20 protein-coding genes are annotated in these 17445 nt (G+C 60.8%); 1 reads left to right on the top strand and 19 read right to left on the bottom strand.

All coding sequences use genetic code 11. The features are described 5' to 3' along the window. Positions 1–13: 13 nt before the first annotated feature. The 17 genes from folD to ruvC all read right to left on the bottom strand — a co-directional run bounded on the left by folD (position 14) and on the right by ruvC (position 15471). Positions 14–904 (bottom strand): bifunctional methylenetetrahydrofolate dehydrogenase/methenyltetrahydrofolate cyclohydrolase FolD, encoded by an 891-nt coding sequence (folD, locus tag ACR0MO_RS13355; RefSeq protein WP_480891700.1) that lies wholly within the window; start codon positions 902–904, stop codon positions 14–16. A gap of 51 nt (positions 905–955) precedes the next feature. After that, positions 956–1261, bottom strand: a complete 306-nt coding sequence (locus ACR0MO_RS13350; protein WP_170454283.1) for a chorismate mutase — start codon at positions 1259–1261, stop codon at positions 956–958. Positions 1262–1318: 57 nt separating this feature from the next. Beyond that, complete coding sequence (locus tag ACR0MO_RS13345; protein WP_480882569.1) at positions 1319–2995, bottom strand: formate--tetrahydrofolate ligase; 1677 nt, start codon at positions 2993–2995, stop codon at positions 1319–1321. A 165-nt stretch (positions 2996–3160) separates the two neighbouring features. Continuing rightward, positions 3161–3736 (bottom strand): MOSC domain-containing protein, encoded by a 576-nt coding sequence (locus tag ACR0MO_RS13340; RefSeq protein WP_480580228.1) that lies wholly within the window; start codon positions 3734–3736, stop codon positions 3161–3163. Between the two features lie 98 nt (positions 3737–3834). Continuing rightward, positions 3835–5751 carry an ATP-dependent zinc metalloprotease FtsH gene (gene ftsH, locus ACR0MO_RS13335; protein WP_170520560.1) on the bottom strand — a complete coding sequence of 639 codons (1917 nt, stop codon included), beginning with the start codon at positions 5749–5751 and terminating at the stop codon, positions 3835–3837. Between the two features lie 76 nt (positions 5752–5827). Continuing rightward, positions 5828–7087, bottom strand: a complete 1260-nt coding sequence (gene tilS, locus ACR0MO_RS13330; protein ID WP_480891697.1) for a tRNA lysidine(34) synthetase TilS — start codon at positions 7085–7087, stop codon at positions 5828–5830. Further along, positions 7078–7902: a tol-pal system protein YbgF gene (gene ybgF, locus ACR0MO_RS13325; protein ID WP_170454289.1), complete on the bottom strand. Its 825-nt coding sequence runs from the start codon at positions 7900–7902 to the stop codon at positions 7078–7080. Before ybgF ends, tilS begins: the two co-directional genes overlap by 10 nt. 4 nt (positions 7903–7906) lie before the next feature. Then, on the bottom strand, positions 7907–8416 hold the full coding sequence (gene pal, locus ACR0MO_RS13320) for a peptidoglycan-associated lipoprotein Pal (RefSeq protein ID WP_170454291.1): 510 nt from the start codon (positions 8414–8416) through the stop codon (positions 7907–7909). Positions 8417–8500: 84 nt separating this feature from the next. Next, entirely contained in the window at positions 8501–9820 is a 1320-nt protein-coding gene (gene tolB, locus ACR0MO_RS13315; RefSeq protein WP_170520554.1) for a Tol-Pal system beta propeller repeat protein TolB, read from the bottom strand. Next, a complete protein-coding gene (locus ACR0MO_RS13310; protein ID WP_170520552.1) occupies positions 9817–10914 on the bottom strand; it encodes an energy transducer TonB in 1098 nt (365 codons plus the stop codon). Before ACR0MO_RS13310 ends, tolB begins: the two co-directional genes overlap by 4 nt. A gap of 15 nt (positions 10915–10929) precedes the next feature. After that, a complete protein-coding gene (gene tolR, locus ACR0MO_RS13305; RefSeq protein WP_480891694.1) occupies positions 10930–11400 on the bottom strand; it encodes a protein TolR in 471 nt (156 codons plus the stop codon). A 3-nt stretch (positions 11401–11403) separates the two neighbouring features. Then, positions 11404–12099: a protein TolQ gene (gene tolQ / locus ACR0MO_RS13300; protein WP_170520548.1), complete on the bottom strand. Its 696-nt coding sequence runs from the start codon at positions 12097–12099 to the stop codon at positions 11404–11406. A gap of 109 nt (positions 12100–12208) precedes the next feature. Next, positions 12209–12592 carry a tol-pal system-associated acyl-CoA thioesterase gene (ybgC, locus tag ACR0MO_RS13295; protein ID WP_170454300.1) on the bottom strand — a complete coding sequence of 128 codons (384 nt, stop codon included), beginning with the start codon at positions 12590–12592 and terminating at the stop codon, positions 12209–12211. Next, positions 12589–13212: a hypothetical protein gene (locus ACR0MO_RS13290; protein WP_480891888.1), complete on the bottom strand. Its 624-nt coding sequence runs from the start codon at positions 13210–13212 to the stop codon at positions 12589–12591. Before ACR0MO_RS13290 ends, ybgC begins: the two co-directional genes overlap by 4 nt. 63 nt (positions 13213–13275) lie before the next feature. Continuing rightward, on the bottom strand, positions 13276–14295 hold the full coding sequence (gene ruvB, locus ACR0MO_RS13285; RefSeq protein WP_480708531.1) for a Holliday junction branch migration DNA helicase RuvB: 1020 nt from the start codon (positions 14293–14295) through the stop codon (positions 13276–13278). Positions 14296–14299: 4 nt separating this feature from the next. Next, positions 14300–14977 (bottom strand): Holliday junction branch migration protein RuvA, encoded by a 678-nt coding sequence (gene ruvA / locus ACR0MO_RS13280; protein ID WP_480891692.1) that lies wholly within the window; start codon positions 14975–14977, stop codon positions 14300–14302. Beyond that, a complete protein-coding gene (gene ruvC, locus ACR0MO_RS13275; RefSeq protein ID WP_170623761.1) occupies positions 14974–15471 on the bottom strand; it encodes a crossover junction endodeoxyribonuclease RuvC in 498 nt (165 codons plus the stop codon). Before ruvC ends, ruvA begins: the two co-directional genes overlap by 4 nt. 333 nt (positions 15472–15804) lie before the next feature. Between ruvC and ACR0MO_RS13270 the strand changes: the two genes are divergently transcribed. Then, the gene (locus tag ACR0MO_RS13270) at positions 15805–16020 is read left to right on the top strand and encodes a DUF1127 domain-containing protein (protein ID WP_170520539.1); all 216 of its coding nucleotides are present in this window, start codon (positions 15805–15807) and stop codon (positions 16018–16020) included. Between the two features lie 100 nt (positions 16021–16120). Here the strand turns inward: ACR0MO_RS13270 and ACR0MO_RS13265 are convergent, their stop codons facing one another. Continuing rightward, positions 16121–16465, bottom strand: a complete 345-nt coding sequence (locus ACR0MO_RS13265; protein ID WP_170454312.1) for a hypothetical protein — start codon at positions 16463–16465, stop codon at positions 16121–16123. Between the two features lie 107 nt (positions 16466–16572). Then, a complete protein-coding gene (locus ACR0MO_RS13260; RefSeq protein ID WP_170623763.1) occupies positions 16573–17445 on the bottom strand; it encodes a 50S ribosomal protein L11 methyltransferase in 873 nt (290 codons plus the stop codon).

Here is a 17445-nt window from a genome sequence, read left to right as displayed (position 1 = left end):
CGCGCCAGCAGGATCAGGCGGTCAGACCTTCGGGTTCCGGCAGACCGTTGGCGCGGCAGCACGCGGTCAGTGTGTTGGCCAGGAGGCAGGCAATGGTCATCGGGCCGACGCCCCCCGGAACCGGAGTGATCGCGCCTGCGCGCTCAGCCGCGCTGGCATAACCCACGTCGCCCACCAGCTTGTTCTTGCCGTCACGTTCGATGCGGTTAATGCCCACGTCGATCACTGTGGCCCCTTCCTTGATCCAGTCGCCGGGCACCATCTCGGGGCGTCCCACCGCGGCCACGACGATATCGGCGCGGCGGACCACATCCGGCAGGTCCTTAGTGCGAGAATGCGCGATGGTCACGGTGCAGCTATCGCCCAGCAGCAGTTGCGCCATCGGTTTGCCGACGATGTTCGACCGCCCGATCACAACCGCATCCATCCCGGACAGCGAGCCATGGTGGTCGCGCAGCATCATCAGACAGCCCAGTGGCGTGCAGGGCACCATCGACTTCTGACCGGTCCCCAGCAGACCCACATTCGAGATGTGGAAGCCATCCACATCCTTGGCCGGATCGATCGAGTTGATCACCAGGTCTTCGTTCAGATGCCCCGGCAGCGGCAGTTGCACCAGAATGCCGTGCACCGCCGGATCATTGTTCAGCCTGTCGATCAGCGCCAGCAGATCCTCTTCCGAAGTGTCGGCCTCCAGCTTGTGCTCGTACGAGTTCATGCCGACCTCGACAGTCATCTTGCCCTTGGACCGCACATAGACCTGGCTTGCCGGGTCCTCGCCCACCAGCACCACCGCTAGACCGGGCGTGATGCCGTTTTCTTCTTTCAGCTTTGCGACCTGATCGGCGACCTGAGCGCGCACCTTGGCGGCAAAAGCCTTCCCGTCGATAACCTGGGCTACCATCCTGTGATCCCTTCTTTCAAAACGGATCGGGCGCAGGAAGCGCCCGGTTTCTCAGTCAGGGCCGAGCACGCGCTCTTCCCGCGCGATCGACCAGTCAATCAAAATGCGCCACAGCTTTTCGGCCAAATCCGGGTCCATGCCCAATTCGTCAGAGCTTGCGCGCACGCGCTGCACCACCTCTTCAACACGATCCGGGATACGGGCCGGCAGGCCCTCGGCCGGTTTCAACTGGGATGCGCGGTCGATATAGCCCGCGCGCGTCACCAGCAATTCGATCAGTTGGCGATCCAGCTTGTCGATCTGAACCCGCAACTCCGGCATCGAGTGACAGTCTTGCGGCAGTGTCAGAATGGACATTTTAATCTCCTGTGGTCCGGGGATACCCCCGAACCACGAGATGTATCATTCAGGCGCTTAGAACAAGCCCTCGATCTGGCCTTCGTCGTTGAGGCGAATCGTCTCAGCCGCGGGTTTGCGGGGCAGGCCGGGCATGGTCATGATCTCACCGCAGACAACCACGATGAAGCCCGCACCGGCGCTTAGCCGCACCTCGCGCACCGGAACCGAGTGGCCGGTAGGCGCGCCCCGCAGGGTCGGGTCGGTCGAGAACGAATACTGGGTTTTCGCCATGCAGACCGGGAGGTTGCCATAGCCCGCGTCTTCCCATTCGCGCAGCTGATTGCGGATCTTGTTGTCGGCCAGAACCTCGTCAGCGCGGTAGATGCGCTTGGCGATGGTTTCGATCTTTTCGAACAGCGGCATCTCGTCAGGATAGATCGGCGCGAAGTTCGCGGTGCCGCCCTCGACGATTTCGACCACTTTCTCGGCCAGCGGAGCCGAGCCTTCGGACCCCAGTTCCCAGTGACGTGACAGAACCGCCTCGACCCCGTGATCGCCGCAATAGTCTTTCACGGCCTTTACTTCGGCATCGGTGTCGGTGACAAAGTGGTTGATGGCGACCACAACCGGAACACCGAACGATTTCACGTTTTCGATGTGACGGCCCAGGTTGGCGCAGCCCGATTTCACGGCATCAACATTCTCGGCACCCAGATCAGCCTTGGCAACGCCGCCATTCATCTTCATCGCGCGCACGGTGGCAACCAGCACCACAGCCGACGGAGCGATGCCCGCTTTGCGGCACTTGATGTTCATGAACTTCTCGGCACCCAGATCGGCCCCGAAACCCGCTTCGGTCACGACATAGTCTGCGACTTTCAGAGCGGTCTTGGTCGCGATGACCGAGTTACAGCCATGTGCGATGTTCGCGAACGGGCCGCCGTGGACAAAGGCCGGGTTGTTTTCCAGCGTCTGCACCAGGTTCGGCTGCATCGCGTCCTTCAGCAGAACGGTCATCGCGCCTTCGGCTTTGATGTCGCGGCAGTAAACCGGGGTCTTGTCGCGGCGGTAAGCGACGATGATGTCGCCCAGACGCTTTTCCAGGTCTTTCAGGTCGGTCGCGAGGCACAGGATCGCCATAACCTCAGAGGCCACGGTGATGTCAAAACCTGCTTCGCGCGGGAAGCCGTTCGATACACCGCCCAGAGACGCCGTGATCTGACGCAGGGCCCGGTCGTTCATGTCGACCACGCGACGCCATGCAACGCGACGGGTGTCGATCTCGGCCTCGTTACCCCAATAGATGTGGTTGTCGATCATCGCCGACAGCAGGCTGTGCGCGCTGGTGATCGCGTGGAAGTCGCCGGTGAAGTGCAGGTTCATTTCCTCCATCGGAACAACCTGCGCATACCCGCCACCTGCAGCGCCGCCCTTCATGCCGAAGTTCGGGCCGAGCGAGGCCTCACGGATACAGATCATCGCGTTCTTGCCGATGCGGTTCAGACCGTCACCCAGCCCCACAGTGGTCGTGGTCTTACCCTCACCTGCCGGGGTTGGGTTGATCGCGGTTACAAGGATCAGCTTGCCGTCTTCACGGTCCTGCACCGAGTTGATGAAGTCCTGGCTGACTTTCGCCTTGTCGTGGCCATAGGGCAGCAGATCGGCGGAATCGATGCCGATCTTGGCGCCGATTTCCTGAATCGGCTTCTTGTTCGCTTCGCGGGCGATTTCGATGTCGGATTTGTAGCTCATTGGCCAGGGTCCCTGATTGAATGCCTTGCAAAACCGACGCAGCGCGTCGGCGCTGTGCAACCCATACAGTCGTACACAATTCCGATGGCTATGGATTCCGACATATTCATGCCGCGAAACGGCGTCGCCGGATATCGTGAGTTTCAAATCGGAAACGAATGGGCCTTATGGCTGCCAGATTGGCTGATCAGGGACAAACAATCGCATTTTGCCGCCAATTCGCAGGGAACCGGGTCGTTCGACCCAACCCGTCACCCCGCGCCGCCCTTTGGCTGCGGGTTTGAAGGCGGCACCGTGACCGCTGTGATCCTGTTCAATCTCACGCCCCGGCAGAACGCAGGGGGCGTTTTCCATATCCACGGTGATCGTCGCACCGTTGTCGGCCTGCAAGCGCGAGGATGGCGGAACATGCGAAAAATCGGGAATACCCTTCACGACAATCGACGCCCCAAGGTACGACGGATCAAGATCATCCAACCCCATCTCGGCCGATATCCCGGCCAATTCCTCGGCCGACAGGACCGACAGCTGCCTGACGTTCCTGATCTCGGTGCCCTGCGGATACAGGTTCTTGACGCGCACGCAGGACGCCCGGTTAAGCCCTTCATGCCGTTCGCCGCGCACACCGTCGAAATCTAGCTGCAAGGTATCAACCGGCTCAGCCCGCAACGACTGCCCTGCCGGTACATGGCCCAGCCAGATCACTTCGCCAGTGAACTCGGTTTCGCGCAAAAACGGCATAGGCCTTCCCTTCTTATCAGCGTCCTTGCGCGCATAATGCCCGGCACCGACCTGATGAAAAGAGAAAACCCGGAGGCTGGCTCCGGGTTTTTTTTTGTTTATGCGGTTGGCTCAGGTTCCATCCCACCTTCGGGCGGGGTTTTCTTGGGTTTGGTCTTGGGAATGGCCGTGACGCTGGGCGCGCTGCCCTCATCCGGCTTGTCACCTTCGTCGTCGCCTTCGGTGGGCGACTCGCCATTCATGACGCGCTTGATCTCGTCGCCGGTCAGGGTTTCGTATTCCAGCAGCCCCTGCGCCAGACGTTCCCAAGCCTCGTTCTTGTCGGTCAGGATTTTATGCGCGCGCTCATAGCCTTGCTGGATCAGGCGCTTCACCTCTTCCTCGATCAGCTCTTTGGTGTGCGCTGAAACCGAGAAACCGGCGGTGTTGCCCTGATAGCCTTCATGCGCTTCGGCATAGTCGATATTGCCGACCTTGTCCGACATGCCCCAGCGCATCACCATCGCGCGGGCCAACTGGCTGGCCTGCATGATGTCGCCAGCCGGACCGTTCGAGACGTGATCTTCACCGTATTTGATGACCTCGGCAGCCTTACCGGCCATGGTCATCGCCAGCTTCTGCTCACACTCATCGCGGTGATAGTTCAGGCGGTCCATTTCCGGTAGCGACACAACCATACCCAGCGCGCCACCGCGCGGAATGATCGTCGCCTTATAGACCGGATCGCACAGCGGCAATTCCAGACCGACCACAGCGTGACCAGCCTCGTGATAGGCCGTCTTTTCCTTCTGGTCCTGGGTCAGCACCATCGAGCGGCGCTCAGCCCCCATCATCACCTTGTCCTTGGCATTCTCGAAATCTTCCATGGTGACAAAGCGACGACCCACACGGGCAGCCATCAGGGCGGCCTCGTTCACGAGGTTTGCCAGATCGGCACCCGAGAAGCCCGGCGTCCCGCGCGCGATGATGCGCAGATCGACATCGGGGCCCAAGGGGGTCTTGCGCGCGTGCACGCCCAAAATCTTCTCTCGACCTTTGATATCTGGGTTGCCAACGGTCACATTCCGGTCAAACCGGCCCGGACGCAGCAGCGCTGGGTCCAGAACGTCCTTGCGGTTGGTGGCGGCCAGGATGATCACGCCTTCATTAGCCTCGAACCCGTCCATCTCGACCAGCAACTGGTTGAGGGTTTGTTCGCGCTCATCATTACCACCGCCGTAGCCTGCGCCACGATGGCGACCCACGGCGTCGATCTCATCGATGAACACGATACAAGGTGCGTTTTTCTTGGCCTGCTCGAACATGTCGCGCACGCGCGAGGCACCGACACCCACAAACATTTCAACAAAATCCGAGCCCGAAATGGTGAAGAACGGCACGCCTGCCTCACCCGCAATGGCACGGGCCAGCAGCGTCTTACCGGTACCCGGAGGGCCAACCAGCAGCGCGCCCTTGGGAATCTTGCCGCCAAGGCGCGAGAATTTCTGCGGGTTGCGCAGGAATTCAACGATTTCTTCCAGCTCTTCCTTGGCCTCGTCGATACCCGCCACGTCGTCAAAGGTCACACGGCCATGCTTTTCGGTCAGCATCTTGGCCTTGGACTTGCCAAAGCCCATCGCACCGCCTTTGCCGCCGCCCTGCATCCGGTTCATGAAATAGACCCAGACACCGATCAGCAGCAGGAAGGGCAACAGCGTGATCAGGAACGACTGGAAACCCGATTGCTGCTGTTTCTCAGCGCGTACGGGGATGTTTTCGTCGATCAGCAGTTTGGTGACTTCGGCATCGCCGGGTTTGATCGTCACGAATGTCCCGCCGGTTTCTGTGGTATAGCGAATCTGTTCACCGTCCAGCGTCACATTCTTGACCTCACCGTTCTGCACGGCGCTGACAAAGTCGGAATAGGTTCGTTCATTGCTCTGAAGTGTTCCGCCTGGTCCGCTGAACAGATTGAACAGTGCAAGGATCAGCAAGAACAGAACGACCCAGAAGGCGATATTGCGAGCGTTGCCCAAGGAAATTCTCCCAAAAGATATCAGCAGATGGGGATCTGCCGGGTTGTCTCTTAAAATAGAGAGGATTGTGGCAGGTTCAATGCGATAAAAACGAAGCGTAGAACTCGGGCCGGTTCGGCGCGGGCTCTGCGGTCCACCCATTCGGGAAACCTGCCAGAGGTGCCGCGCACAGGTCATCCCCGCGCCAGACCGCTGGCGAGGACTGCAACGCAAGGCGCGGGCGACCGGTCGCGCGCCAATCCGGCAGCAACGCCAGACCGACCTCACCTAATGCGCGAATTTCTACGCCTTGGGGTGCAGGACCGGTCAGGACCCAGCGACCGTCCCAACTGTCCGACGGGGTTGATGAGAGGTTGCAGACGGCCTGAAACTCTCTGCAAATCCAAGTATTCCCGCCCCTTGGCACCAGCAGGCAGCCGTTCAACGACCCGGCCTGCCCGCTTTGCAGGGCATCAATGGCCTGATCCACGGCCGTTTGGCGCGGTGGGTAACCGGCTCCGGAAATCCAGGCGACTATGCCAATCAATACGCGCCGCTGGATTTCAGCGGGCAGCGCGGCAAACGCCGACCGATCAAGACACACGTCCCCGTCCACAACTGTGGTGGTCTTGCGTGCGGAATCCTGCGCATAAAGCGCCAGTGCCTCACGCGCTTGTGCAAGATTTTTTGCCACACGCGAAAGGGATTCTGCAGTTACGCCCAAAGGTTCTAGCCCGGCCAAAGCCTCGCGCGCCTTGATCCGGTCGAACCTTTTGTCCTGATTCGATGGGTCCTCGACCCATGTGACGCCCGTTTGGGTCAGGTGGTCACGCAGGCGTTGACGCGTGATCCCCAGCATGGGCCGGATCATTTCGATGGCGTCCCGATGATGCGAGACGGGCATCGCTGCCAAACCGGTGACACCAGCGGCGCGACCCAGTCGCATCAGCACCGTTTCCGCCTGATCATCCGCCGTGTGACCCAAGGCAATCATCGGAATCTCATTCTGCCGCGCCCAGTCCGTCAGCAGGGCATAGCGCGCCTGACGCGCCTGATCCTGCAGATTGCCCTTGCCGTCCCAACCTTGCCATTTCAGAACGTCGTGTCGAAGGCCAAGTTCAGCCGCCTGCCCTGCAACCAGCCGGGCCTCCTGCGCGGCTTCTGGGCGCAGGCCGTGATCCACGGTTGCGATGCGTAGGTTAACACCGTCGTTCGCCGCAATCTCAGCCAGCAGATGCATCAACGCCACCGAGTCACCCCCGCCCGAGACGGCAATGCCCAGCCGTTGCGGCAACCGTTCAGGCAGCCGCGCGCGAATCTCGGATGTCAGGCTGGTGGGGGTCTTGTTCAAGAACACCCCAAGGTTGCCATTTCCTGCGTGGCGCTTGCCGCCGGGCCAGAGGAGGGGAAGCGCACTCCGACCTCGCTGAGTGTTATGCAAGCCTGTTCGGTCTGGCCCAAACGGCCAAGCGCCGCGCCAAGTTCGAACAGAGCATCGGGCGCAACGGCCCCCTCGGAATCCCCGGTGAAGCTGGCCAGAAACGCCCGCGCCGCCTCGCGCGTGTCACCTAGACCTTCAAGCGCCTGTCCACGTTTTAGATGCGCTTCGGGGGCCAAAGGACTACCGGGGTACGAGGTATCAAACTGTGCAAACATCGTCGCGGCGGTCTGGAAATCGCCATCGGCCAGCGCTTGCGAGGCATCGTCGAAATCGGCCCGCTCACCCACCGCCAGTTCACCTTGGTCCGAGGTACTGGGCTGCGTGGGCGCAGGGGTGATCGCGGCGGTCGTCTCAGTTTCTCCGCCCAGCGTTGACGTCTCTCCCAAAGTGGACAGATCGCCACCTTCCAGTTCGACCAATCGGAACTCAAGATCCCCGATCCGGTTGGTTCCATCGGTCACGATATTCTGCACCCGCTGGTTCAACTGCTCGGTCTGGCGTGTCAGCCGCTGCAACTCGGCCTCAATCGCGTCTACGCGCTCAAGGACCGAACTGCCGGACAGGTTTGGCGCGGGCGAGCCGGTGGTCGAAAACTCGCGCTTCAGGCGCTGTATTTCCACATGCAGCACCGTCAGTTCCTGCCGGATATCCGCCAGCGTCTGCTGATCCTGCGCTTGTGCCACGCCCGCCGTTGCAACAACTGCGGCCAAAACCCATCCTGCAAGTCTCATCGTCTTACCCCAAGGTTGAACCGGTCAGCACCGTCACCGCGCGGCGGTTTTTGGAATAGCAATCCTCGGTGCTGCAAATCTCGATCGGGCGTTCTTTGCCGTAGCTGACAGTGGTCAGACGGTTGCCCGCCACCCCGCGCGAAATCAGAAACTCGCGCGCTGCATTCGCGCGCCGTGCGCCCAGTGCCAGGTTGTATTCGCGCGTTCCCTGCTCGTCCGCGTGCCCTTCGATTGTGGCCACGTAGTCCGGGTTGGCCAGCAGCCAATCCGCCTGCCCTTGCAGTACCGTTTGCGCCTGTGGCGACAGGGTCGACTGATCCACCGCAAACAACACCCGATCCCCAACCGTCTGCTGGAAATACGCGGGTGAGCGTGGATCACTTGGCGAACCCGGTACAAGCGCGCCACCAGCACCGCCCGAGCCGAAGCCCCCCAAATCCGAAGGATCATTGCTGGTGCAGGCCGCAACAACGCTCAGCGCGCCCACGGCCAGGATTTTGCCCAATACGTTCATCTCATGTGCCTCGTCGTTTTGTTTATTGCCGCCTGTCTATCACAGAGACGGTTTCTTGTGAACTTTGCCGCGCTTTTGCGGTGATCAATTCTGCAACGGTCCCCAGGACGGGTCGCTGCCCCCGTCCGGCGTGCGCACCGGGCGCAGGTTTCGACCTGATATATCCACCGAATACAGTGTCGCCCGACCGCTGGCACCCTGCGTTTCGCGGGTAAACATGATGACGCGCCCGTTCGGCGACCATGTTGGCCCTTCATCCAGGAAGGAAGAGGTCAATAGCCGTTCCTCATCTCCATTGGTGCGCATCACACCGATATGGAACCGGCCTTTGTTTTGCTTGGTGAACGCAATCAGGTCACCGCGCGGAGACCAGACGGGCGTGCCATAGCGGCCCTGACCAAAGCTGATCCGCGTCGCCTCACCGCCATTAGCGGGCATGACATACAGCTGAGGCGTGCCCGAACGGTCGCTTTCAAAAACGATCTGGCTGCCGTCCGGCGAATAACTGGGGGCAGTTTCAATGGCAGGTGTGTTGGTCAGGCGTGTGCTTTGGCCCGAGGCCAGATCCATTTTCCACAAGTCAGTATTCCCGCCTTGGATCAGCGAATAGACAATCGACCGCCCATCCGGCGAGAAGCGGGGCGAGAAGCTCATGGTGCCGCCCTGCGTGTTCAACTCCTGCCGCCGAACGCTGCCCACGTCCAGCACGTAAATGCGCGGGCTGCCGGTTTCGTAACTGGTATAAAGCAGCCGGTCCCCGGTCGGCGAAAAGCGCGGGGCGAGAACGATGGCGGAACTGTCGGTCAGGTACTGAACATTCGCCCCGTCGTAATCCATGATCGCCAACCGCTTGAGGCGCTGATCCTTGGGGCCGCTTTCCGACACAAACGCAACACGGCTGTCGAAATACCCGCCCTCGCCGGTAATCCGGCTGTAGACCTGATCGGCCACCTTATGCGCCATCCGCCGCCACCCGTCAGTGGTTCCGGCCAGTTGCAGACCGTTGCCCAACTCCTGCCCCGAGAACACATCCCAGACCCGGAACCGCACCGTCAGACGCTTGCCCGAGACATTCACCGCCCCGGTCACCAGCGCCTGCGCGTTGATCGCCTTCCAATCCGCAAACTGGACCGGCGCATCAAAGCTGCTAACCCGGCTGATGAACGCGTCCGAAGAGATTTCGCGGAACAACCCCGTTCCGGTCAGATCAGCCGCGACGACCCGCGAAATATCAATTGCATATTGCGACGCCGAAGGCCCGTCGGGCACGAAATTCGGAACCGCAAAGGGCAAGGGTTCGATGATCCCTTCGTCGATTTCCAGACGCAAAGGCCCGCTTTGCGCGTATACCGGGGCCGACATCAGGGTCAGACCAAGGAAGAGGCTGGTCAGAAGTTTCATCATTTGATCCGCATCCTCTCGGGATTGAATGTAATCTCAATATCCTGCCACTGATCGTATTTGTCAGCAGGCAGATCGTATCCACGCGCGCCACAGCGCAAAATTGCACGCCTTGCCGCCTGATAAGCCTGATTTTCAGCACCCGCAGACCCGCCAGAACTGTCCAATAGCCGAACGCTGCCCCCAATAACCGTTCCATCGGGGTTGAGCGAAAAGCCGACGACCACAACCACATTCAGCGCGTCGGTCGACAACGACCCGACATTCCAGCACTGGGATACCGCCACGCGCATTGCGTCTTTCTCGCCGCTGGTCAGCGGCGGGCCGGACGGTTCGCTGCCTCCGCCCAAGGCTTCGGCCAAGGCGTCATTGATGGCATCATCATTGGTTTGCGCCGGGGCTTCCGGCTCGGGATCCGGGGTTTCGGCCACCTCTGGTTCCGGCGCAGGTGCCGGGCGGTTGGGACGCACACGTGGACGCGGCGAGGTTAGCGGCGATTGCTCCTCGGTTTCCTCGGCTTCGGTCACGATCTCGGGCGCGGCCTCTTCCGGGGCGGTCTGATCCTGCTGTTCCTGCTGCGTCTCGGCGCCTTCGTCCAAGGACACAGGCGGCGTTTCCACCTCGTCCGGCTTGGCTTCGGGCGGCGGTGGCGCGATGGCTTCGGGCGCGACCCGCTCGGACGGGCTGGGCTGCGCCTCGGGGCCCGGCGGTAAGGGCAAGGCTGCCGTTTCCGGCTCGGTCAGGGTTGGCGGTTCTTCCGGCAACTCGGGCTCTGGCGGGATTTCAACCGTTTCCGGGACCGTCTCCGGTTCCGGCTCTGGCGGGACCACGGGTTCGGGGCGCGGCTGCTCTTCCGGGGTCGCCTCGGGCGTGCTGGCCTCAATCTCGGGCTCTGGAGGTTGCTCCAGAGTACCGGGCTGTTCCGGCACATCCGGAGCGTCCGTCTGCGCCTGAAGCGCCGCAAACTGCTCAGACGAAATCACGGAAACATCCTGCACGGCCATCGGCAACGGCTCGGATCGGAAGGTGCCGCCGAACAGGGCCCAGCCGATCAGGCCGACATGCGCAATCGCCGAGATTTTGGTGCCGGTATCCACCGCGCAACCCCACCTTTACCCATCGTCCAGCGTCGGCCCGCCGGTATCCGTCACCAGACCCACATTCGAAAACCCGCCCGCATTCAGCGCGCCCATAACCTGCATGACCTGCGCGTAGGGGATCGCCCCATCCGCCCGCAGGAATACGCGGTCGCTGCTGCGCTCCGCCGCGATGGCGCGCAACCGTCCCACCAGTTCTTCCCGCAACACATCCGTCGTCTGGATCTGAACACGACCATCGGCTGTCAGGGTCACGGTCAGCGGCTCTTCACTGTTGCCGGGCAGCGCACTTGCGGCGGTTTTGGGCAGATCAACCGGCACGCCAACTGTCAACAACGGAGCCGCCACCATAAAGATGATCAGCAACACCAGCATGACATCCACAAAGGGCGTCACATTGATCTCGGCCATCGGCTGCGCGCGCCCACGCCGCCGTCCGCGTCGGCGCCCATTCCCGCCCGCAGGTTGCTGAACCGCCGCCCCCATGTCTCAGCTATCCAACTGACGCGACAGGATCGTCGCGAATTCATCGGCAAAAGCTTCATACCCGCCAACAATCCGGTCACTATCGGCGCTGAGCTTATTGTAGAAAATCACCGCAGGGATCGCAGCCAGCAGGCCCAAACCAGTGGCCAACAACGCCTCGGCAATCCCCGGAGCGACCACGGCGAGGTTGGTGTTCTGCTGCTCGGCAATCTCGATAAAGGCATTCATAATGCCCCAAACGGTTCCGAACAGGCCGATAAACGGAGCGGTCGAACCGACGGTGGCCAGAATGGGCAAGCCTTTTTGCAAGGTCTCAGCCTCTTTCGCGATGGCCACATCCATCGACCGGTCGATCCGAGCCGTGGCTCCGGCAATCAGCCCGCCATCGGTACGATGCGACCTGCGCCATTCGATCATCCCTGCAGCAAAAATCTTCTCGGAACTGCCATCGGGTTGCGAGCCGATCTGCTCGAACAACTCATCCAGAGGGTTCCCGGACCAGAAGCTTTCATCAAACACCTGCGCCTCGCGACGCGCGGCCCGGTAGTTGATGAGTTTCTGGATGATGATACCCCACGACCAGATCGATGCCCCGATCAGCATCAGCATCACCAGTTTGACGATAAAGGTCGCGCGGGCGTACAGCCCCCACATGGAGAAATCGATCTCCTGCGCCAGCGCCAGCGTTTCAGCTTCCATGAACCTGCTCTTTGTTTTGCCTGACGGCCGTTCGTTTGGCCTTGTTTTGCCAAACGCTAACGCAGTTGGGGCTGAAAAGCCAACAGAACCACCCTTGCCCTACAAATTGTTACATCAATGCGCGAATCTCTGCCGGAAGGCGGATCGGCTTGCCGTCCTTGTTGATGCACACAGCGGTGACCGAGGCGCGGAATATCTCGGTCTCACCCCGCCGCACAAGCTGCGCCATGGTCAGGCGCACGCCCGATATGTCGGTCACTTCGGTTTCGACAATCAACTCATCATCGAACTTCGCAGGCGAAAGGTAATCGGCCTCGACCCGGCGCACGACCCAGACAATGCCTTCCTCGCGCATGGCGTTCTGGTCGTTGCCAAGATTGCGTACCCAATCCGAACGCGCGCGCTCGATAAACCGCAGGTAATTCGCGTGATAGACGACGCCGCCCATGTCGGTGTCTTCATAAAAAACGCGCACCGGGTAGATGTGTTTCATTGCGGCGGCTCCAACCGGGCAAACAGCCTGAGCGCATGAGACGCATCCTGCGCCGCCCCCGGCAAAACAGGATCATAAGCAGCCCGGATCAGCCCGGCAATGTCAGGCCGCAGGATCGTCGCCCCGCCCGCCACAGCCAAGGGCGACTGCGCGCGAAACGCGGTGTCGGACCACAACAAGATGGTCTGCACCACCTGACTCAGCGCAAGGGTTTCCGCGGGCACCTTGGACAATTCCTTGTCCATTCGCAGGAACACAAAGGCCGCCCGGATCGCGCCATCCTCTTCAAACCTGAAAATCCGGTATTGATTGGCATCCACTGCCAACAATCGCTCGACCAAAGGGCTAAGGTCGGGAACAAGACGATCCAGATCCGGCACCTCCAGCAGTTCCTGCCAATCGCGAAAGAAGAACACCATGCAGTTGGCACCCAATTCAGGGTCGGTCTCGGCCATCTTGTGCCCGGCCAGCGTCACGACCGCCTCGAACGCACCCTTCACTGTTGCAAGCGTCTCATCCTCAACCCCAAAAACGATCGGCACGATGGGCCTCCCCCAACGCGCAAACAGAAACTCACCGCTTTCGCGCGTGAACAGCGCCTCGATCTCTTCTGGTGTCACACCCAACCCTTCTTCTTGTTTCAAATACGGCCGCCGGAGGCATAAAATCGAACGCGCGCCGCTTCAACCAAACAGATCGCTTTGACCCTTTGGTGCGGCCATCCCCAAATGCGTCCAGGCCTTCTGCGCCAACATCCGCCCGCGTGGCGTGCGCTGGATCAGGCCCTGCTGCAACAAATAGGGCTCGATCACCTCTTCCAGCGAATCCCGGCTTTCCGACAAAGCCGCTGACATTGTCTCAATCCCCACAGGCCCACCGCCGTAATTCTCGGCGATCAGTTTCAGATACCGCCGGTCCGCACCGTCCAGCCCCAGATGATCCACACCCAGCCGCGTTAGTGCTCCGTCAGCCAGTTCGCGGGTAATCCGCCCATCGCCTTCAACAATGGCGAAATCCACCACCCGCCGCAGCAACCGCCCCGCGATCCGAGGCGTCCCGCGTGACCGCCGCGCAATTTCGCGCGCGCCATCATCATCAGCGGGCGCGCCCAGCTTGCGGGCGTTTCGGGTTACGATCTCGTGCAACTCATCCACCGTATAGAACTGCAACCGCGTCGGGATTCCGAACCGATCCCGCAGCGGCGTCGTCAGCAGCCCCATCCGCGTCGTCGCCCCCACCAGTGTAAACGGCTGCAACTCGATCCGAACCGTCCGCGCAGCGGGGCCTTCGCCGATCACCAGATCCAGCTCAAAATCCTCCATCGCGGGATAAAGCACCTCTTCCACCGCAGGGTTCAGGCGGTGAATCTCATCGATAAACAGCACATCGCGCGCTTCGAGATTGGTCAGGATCGCCGCCAGATCGCCCGCCTTGGCCAAAACCGGGCCGGACGTCATGCGAAAGTTCACCCCCAACTCGCGCGCCATGATCTGCGCCAGAGTCGTTTTCCCAAGCCCCGGAGGCCCATGGAACAGCGTGTGGTCCATCGCCTCGCCGCGTTGCTTGGCGGATTGGATGAAAATGCGCAGGTTGGCCCGCGCCTCGGCCTGACCAATGAACTCATCCAGACCCTGCGGGCGCAGGGCACGGTCGTTATCCTCGGGCAACGGATCGGGGCGCAGGGTGGGATCAGCGTCTACCATTCACTCACCCTTGCGGTGCCAGTAGTTTCAGCGCAGCGCGGATCAGGTCCGCCTCACCCGCCTCCGGCAGGTTGGCCGCCGCTTCGGCCACGGCCGAGGCCGCCTCGGACGGGCCATACCCCAGATTGGACAGCGCAGACAAAGCCCCGGCCGATGCCGCAGCCGAGCCCGAGGCCGCTTTTGCCGCCCGCCTTGGTGCAGGCGCAGGTTCGGACGGCTCAACCACGTCCAGCGCGGGACCATCCAAAGCCTCGGTCACAGTGCCGCCCATGGCCATCACACCCGGCGCCTTGTCTTTCAGGTCCAACACGATCCGCTGCGCCGTTTTAGGGCCCACGCCCTTGGCCGCCTTGACGGCAGCCCAATCACCCAGCGCAATCGCACGGCTCACGCCATCCGGCCCCAACGCCGACAGAATGGCCAGCGAGACCTTAGCCCCCACACCCTGAACCGAGCAAAGCAGCCGATGCCACTCCTTCTCGACCAGCGACAGGAATCCGTAAAGCTGCATCAGATCTTCTCGCACGACCATGTCGGTATAGATCGAGACCGCCTCGCCTACGCCGGGCAACGCCGCCATTGTCCGGTCCGAGCAATAGACGATGTACCCAACCCCGCGCACGTCGATCAGAATGTGATCCGCCGCGCGATAGTCCAAACGCCCCGTCAGCTTTCCGATCATGCCCGTACCTCTTTCACCCGCGATTGCTGCGTCTTGCCGTAATACGCATGACAGATCGCAATCGCCAGCGCATCCGCCGCGTCCGCGCCTTTCGGCGCACAGCCGGGCAGCTGCAGTTTGACCATGTGAAGAACCTGTTCTTTCTCGGCATGGCCGACGCCGACCACGGTCTTTTTGACCCGGTTGGGTGCATATTCCCCCACCGGCAGACCGGCCTGCGCCAGTGTCAGCAGGGCAACCCCTCGCGCCTGACCCAGTTTCAGGGTCCCTGCCCCGTCCTTGTTCACGAATGTCTGTTCGATTGCGGCCTGATCCGGCTGATGATCCGCGATAACCTCGACAATCTGATTGTGCAGGGACAGCAGCCGTTCACCCAGATCATCCCCATCCGACTTACACAAGCCATTGGCAACGTGGCTCAGGCGGCTGCCATTTGATTCGATGACGCCCCATCCCAGGGTTCTCAGCCCCGGATCAATGCCCAGAATTCGCATGTTGTGCCTCGGCCTGCTCGGGTTATGTGATGTTTTTTCAACGCCTAGCACGAAGCGTGAACATTTTCCAAGCGAATTGACCGGAAGTCTGAAAGCGACACCAGTATCCCACCCGCGACCCAAAGGTGTATTTGCGACCTGAAACGGGTCTGAAAGCGGCACCCGGATGAAGGTAAATTCACCAAATATTTAAGGGGATTACAGCCTCGTGAAGCCTTGCAAAAAATGCATAGGACACATGCAAAAAATGATCTTGTGAAGGTTATATGACAACACTAGATGCCGCTCAGATCGACTGATCAAACGTAAACACAAACCAGAAGGAAACAGGATATGGCTGCACTGGACACCACCCGCATCGCCACCACTGGCTCGTTCGGCCTCGCTGGCCGTATCGGCGCGTTTTTCGTATCGGCGTTCAACGTCGCTGCAGAATGGAACGACGCCCGCGCAACCCGCAAGGCGCTGGCTGGCCTGACGGATCGTGAACTGAGCGATATCGGCCTGTGCCGTGGCGATATCGACGACATCATCCAGCGTCGTCGCTAAAAGCGGCGACCGCGTATAGGCCCCTTCCTCCTCCCTGAGGGGCAAAAAAGAACACCGCGTGCCATTCAGCATGCGGTGTTTTTTTCTTCAGGAGGTTCGTTTAGTAGAGAATTTTGTTCAGTTGGACCGCGAGAGTCTCGGACAGAGGGTCAATCTGCATGACCCAGGCACCCGCTTTCTCGACCGAGGTTCCTTCGTTCAGGCTGTCGATCCGGAACTGGTACCCCGTTGGTCCGAGGCTGGAGAGCAGGAACGCCTTGAACCCGAAGAACCCGAGCAGACAGAACAGCAGCACCTTTGCGGGCACCGCAGATCGGACCCGCTGTGGTTTCATGACAACCAGGCCGTCTTTGCGCATCGTGGCGCGGTAGCCCCGGCTCATCTTCTGATGTTTCTTGTTCAGGCGATGAACGCGCTGATCGAAATCCAGTTGCTTTACCGTCATGGCAGCCTCCTCAAAACCGCCCCCCTCGACTTGATTGGAAAACGGTAAGTAGAGATTGCGACAAAAGCGTGGCGAAAATCCACAAAACTCCTGTAAATGGCCTAAATTCAGCCCTGTTTGCTTAAGATTAGCGTCGTCCATTCACCAATCTCGGCTCGATTTGCCAGATTAAATCCATTTTGGGAATAAACGGTTACAACATCATCGGCCTGCTCATTCAGGATTCCCGACAGAATGGCATAGCCTTCGGGCCGCAGATTCGCGGCGATTTCCGGAGACAGGGCCACCAGCGGACCTTTGAGGATATTGGCGAAGATCAGGTCGTAAGGTGCCAGGGCCTGCAACTCGGAATGGTCAAATCCCGCCGCCTCGACACAGCGCACGGCACCGGACATGCCATTGGCGGTCAGGTTTGCTTCGGCTACATCGACGGCAACCTGATCGATGTCGCTGGCGATGATGTCGCCATCCCAAACGCGCGCGGCGGCCATGGCCAGAACGGCGGTTCCGCAGCCGATATCGGCCACTTTCGAGGCGGTGAAGCCTTGATCCAGCAAATGATCCAACGCTTTCAGACAGCCCAGAGTCGTGCCGTGATGTCCGGTGCCAAAGGCCATCGCCGCCTCGATCAGCAGCGGAATGCGGCCTTCGGGCAGTTTGTCGGCATCATGGCTGCCATAGACGAAAAACCGCCCCGCCTCGACCGGGGCCAGTTCACGGCGCACATGGGCGACCCAATCGGTTTCGGGCAGTTCCGAGACGACAAAGGGCTTGGCGTCAAACGCAGCCGCAAGCACGGCCAGCGCGGTCTCATCCGGCGCTTCGGTGAAATAGCCGCCAACCTCCCACAGGCCCGAGCCGTCTTCGACCTCGAACACGCCGACACCGGTTGGTTCCGGGTCCAGACGCTCCATCGCTTCGCCCAGACCTTCGGCGGCGGTCTTGCCGGTCAGAGTGGTAAGCGCGGTGAATGTGGGCAT

The sequence above is a fragment of the Ruegeria sp. K5 genome (assembly GCF_056531805.1).
Note: the sequence above shows the minus strand (reverse complement) of the source record. Positions and strands in the feature narration are given on the sequence as shown.

What these genes read in the sequence shown, in the direction of transcription:
- ACR0MO_RS13270 (WP_170520539.1), top strand. Translation starts at nt 15,805, where the DNA reads ATGGCTGCACTGGACACCACCCGCATCGCCACCACTGGCTCGTTCGGC.
- ybgC (WP_170454300.1), bottom strand. Translation starts at nt 12,592, where the DNA reads ATGAAACACATCTACCCGGTGCGCGTTTTTTATGAAGACACCGACATG.
- ruvA (WP_480891692.1), bottom strand. Translation starts at nt 14,977, where the DNA reads ATGATCGGAAAGCTGACGGGGCGTTTGGACTATCGCGCGGCGGATCAC.
- ruvB (WP_480708531.1), bottom strand. Translation starts at nt 14,295, where the DNA reads ATGGTAGACGCTGATCCCACCCTGCGCCCCGATCCGTTGCCCGAGGAT.
- ybgF (WP_170454289.1), bottom strand. Translation starts at nt 7,902, where the DNA reads ATGAGACTTGCAGGATGGGTTTTGGCCGCAGTTGTTGCAACGGCGGGC.
- ACR0MO_RS13265 (WP_170454312.1), bottom strand. Translation starts at nt 16,465, where the DNA reads ATGACGGTAAAGCAACTGGATTTCGATCAGCGCGTTCATCGCCTGAAC.
- ACR0MO_RS13350 (WP_170454283.1), bottom strand. Translation starts at nt 1,261, where the DNA reads ATGTCCATTCTGACACTGCCGCAAGACTGTCACTCGATGCCGGAGTTG.
- ACR0MO_RS13260 (WP_170623763.1), bottom strand. Translation starts at nt 17,445, where the DNA reads ATGCCCACATTCACCGCGCTTACCACTCTGACCGGCAAGACCGCCGCC.
- ruvC (WP_170623761.1), bottom strand. Translation starts at nt 15,471, where the DNA reads ATGCGAATTCTGGGCATTGATCCGGGGCTGAGAACCCTGGGATGGGGC.
- tolB (WP_170520554.1), bottom strand. Translation starts at nt 9,820, where the DNA reads ATGATGAAACTTCTGACCAGCCTCTTCCTTGGTCTGACCCTGATGTCG.
- tolR (WP_480891694.1), bottom strand. Translation starts at nt 11,400, where the DNA reads ATGGGGGCGGCGGTTCAGCAACCTGCGGGCGGGAATGGGCGCCGACGC.
- ACR0MO_RS13345 (WP_480882569.1), bottom strand. Translation starts at nt 2,995, where the DNA reads ATGAGCTACAAATCCGACATCGAAATCGCCCGCGAAGCGAACAAGAAG.
- pal (WP_170454291.1), bottom strand. Translation starts at nt 8,416, where the DNA reads ATGAACGTATTGGGCAAAATCCTGGCCGTGGGCGCGCTGAGCGTTGTT.
- tolQ (WP_170520548.1), bottom strand. Translation starts at nt 12,099, where the DNA reads ATGGAAGCTGAAACGCTGGCGCTGGCGCAGGAGATCGATTTCTCCATG.
- ACR0MO_RS13340 (WP_480580228.1), bottom strand. Translation starts at nt 3,736, where the DNA reads ATGCCGTTTTTGCGCGAAACCGAGTTCACTGGCGAAGTGATCTGGCTG.
- folD (WP_480891700.1), bottom strand. Translation starts at nt 904, where the DNA reads ATGGTAGCCCAGGTTATCGACGGGAAGGCTTTTGCCGCCAAGGTGCGC.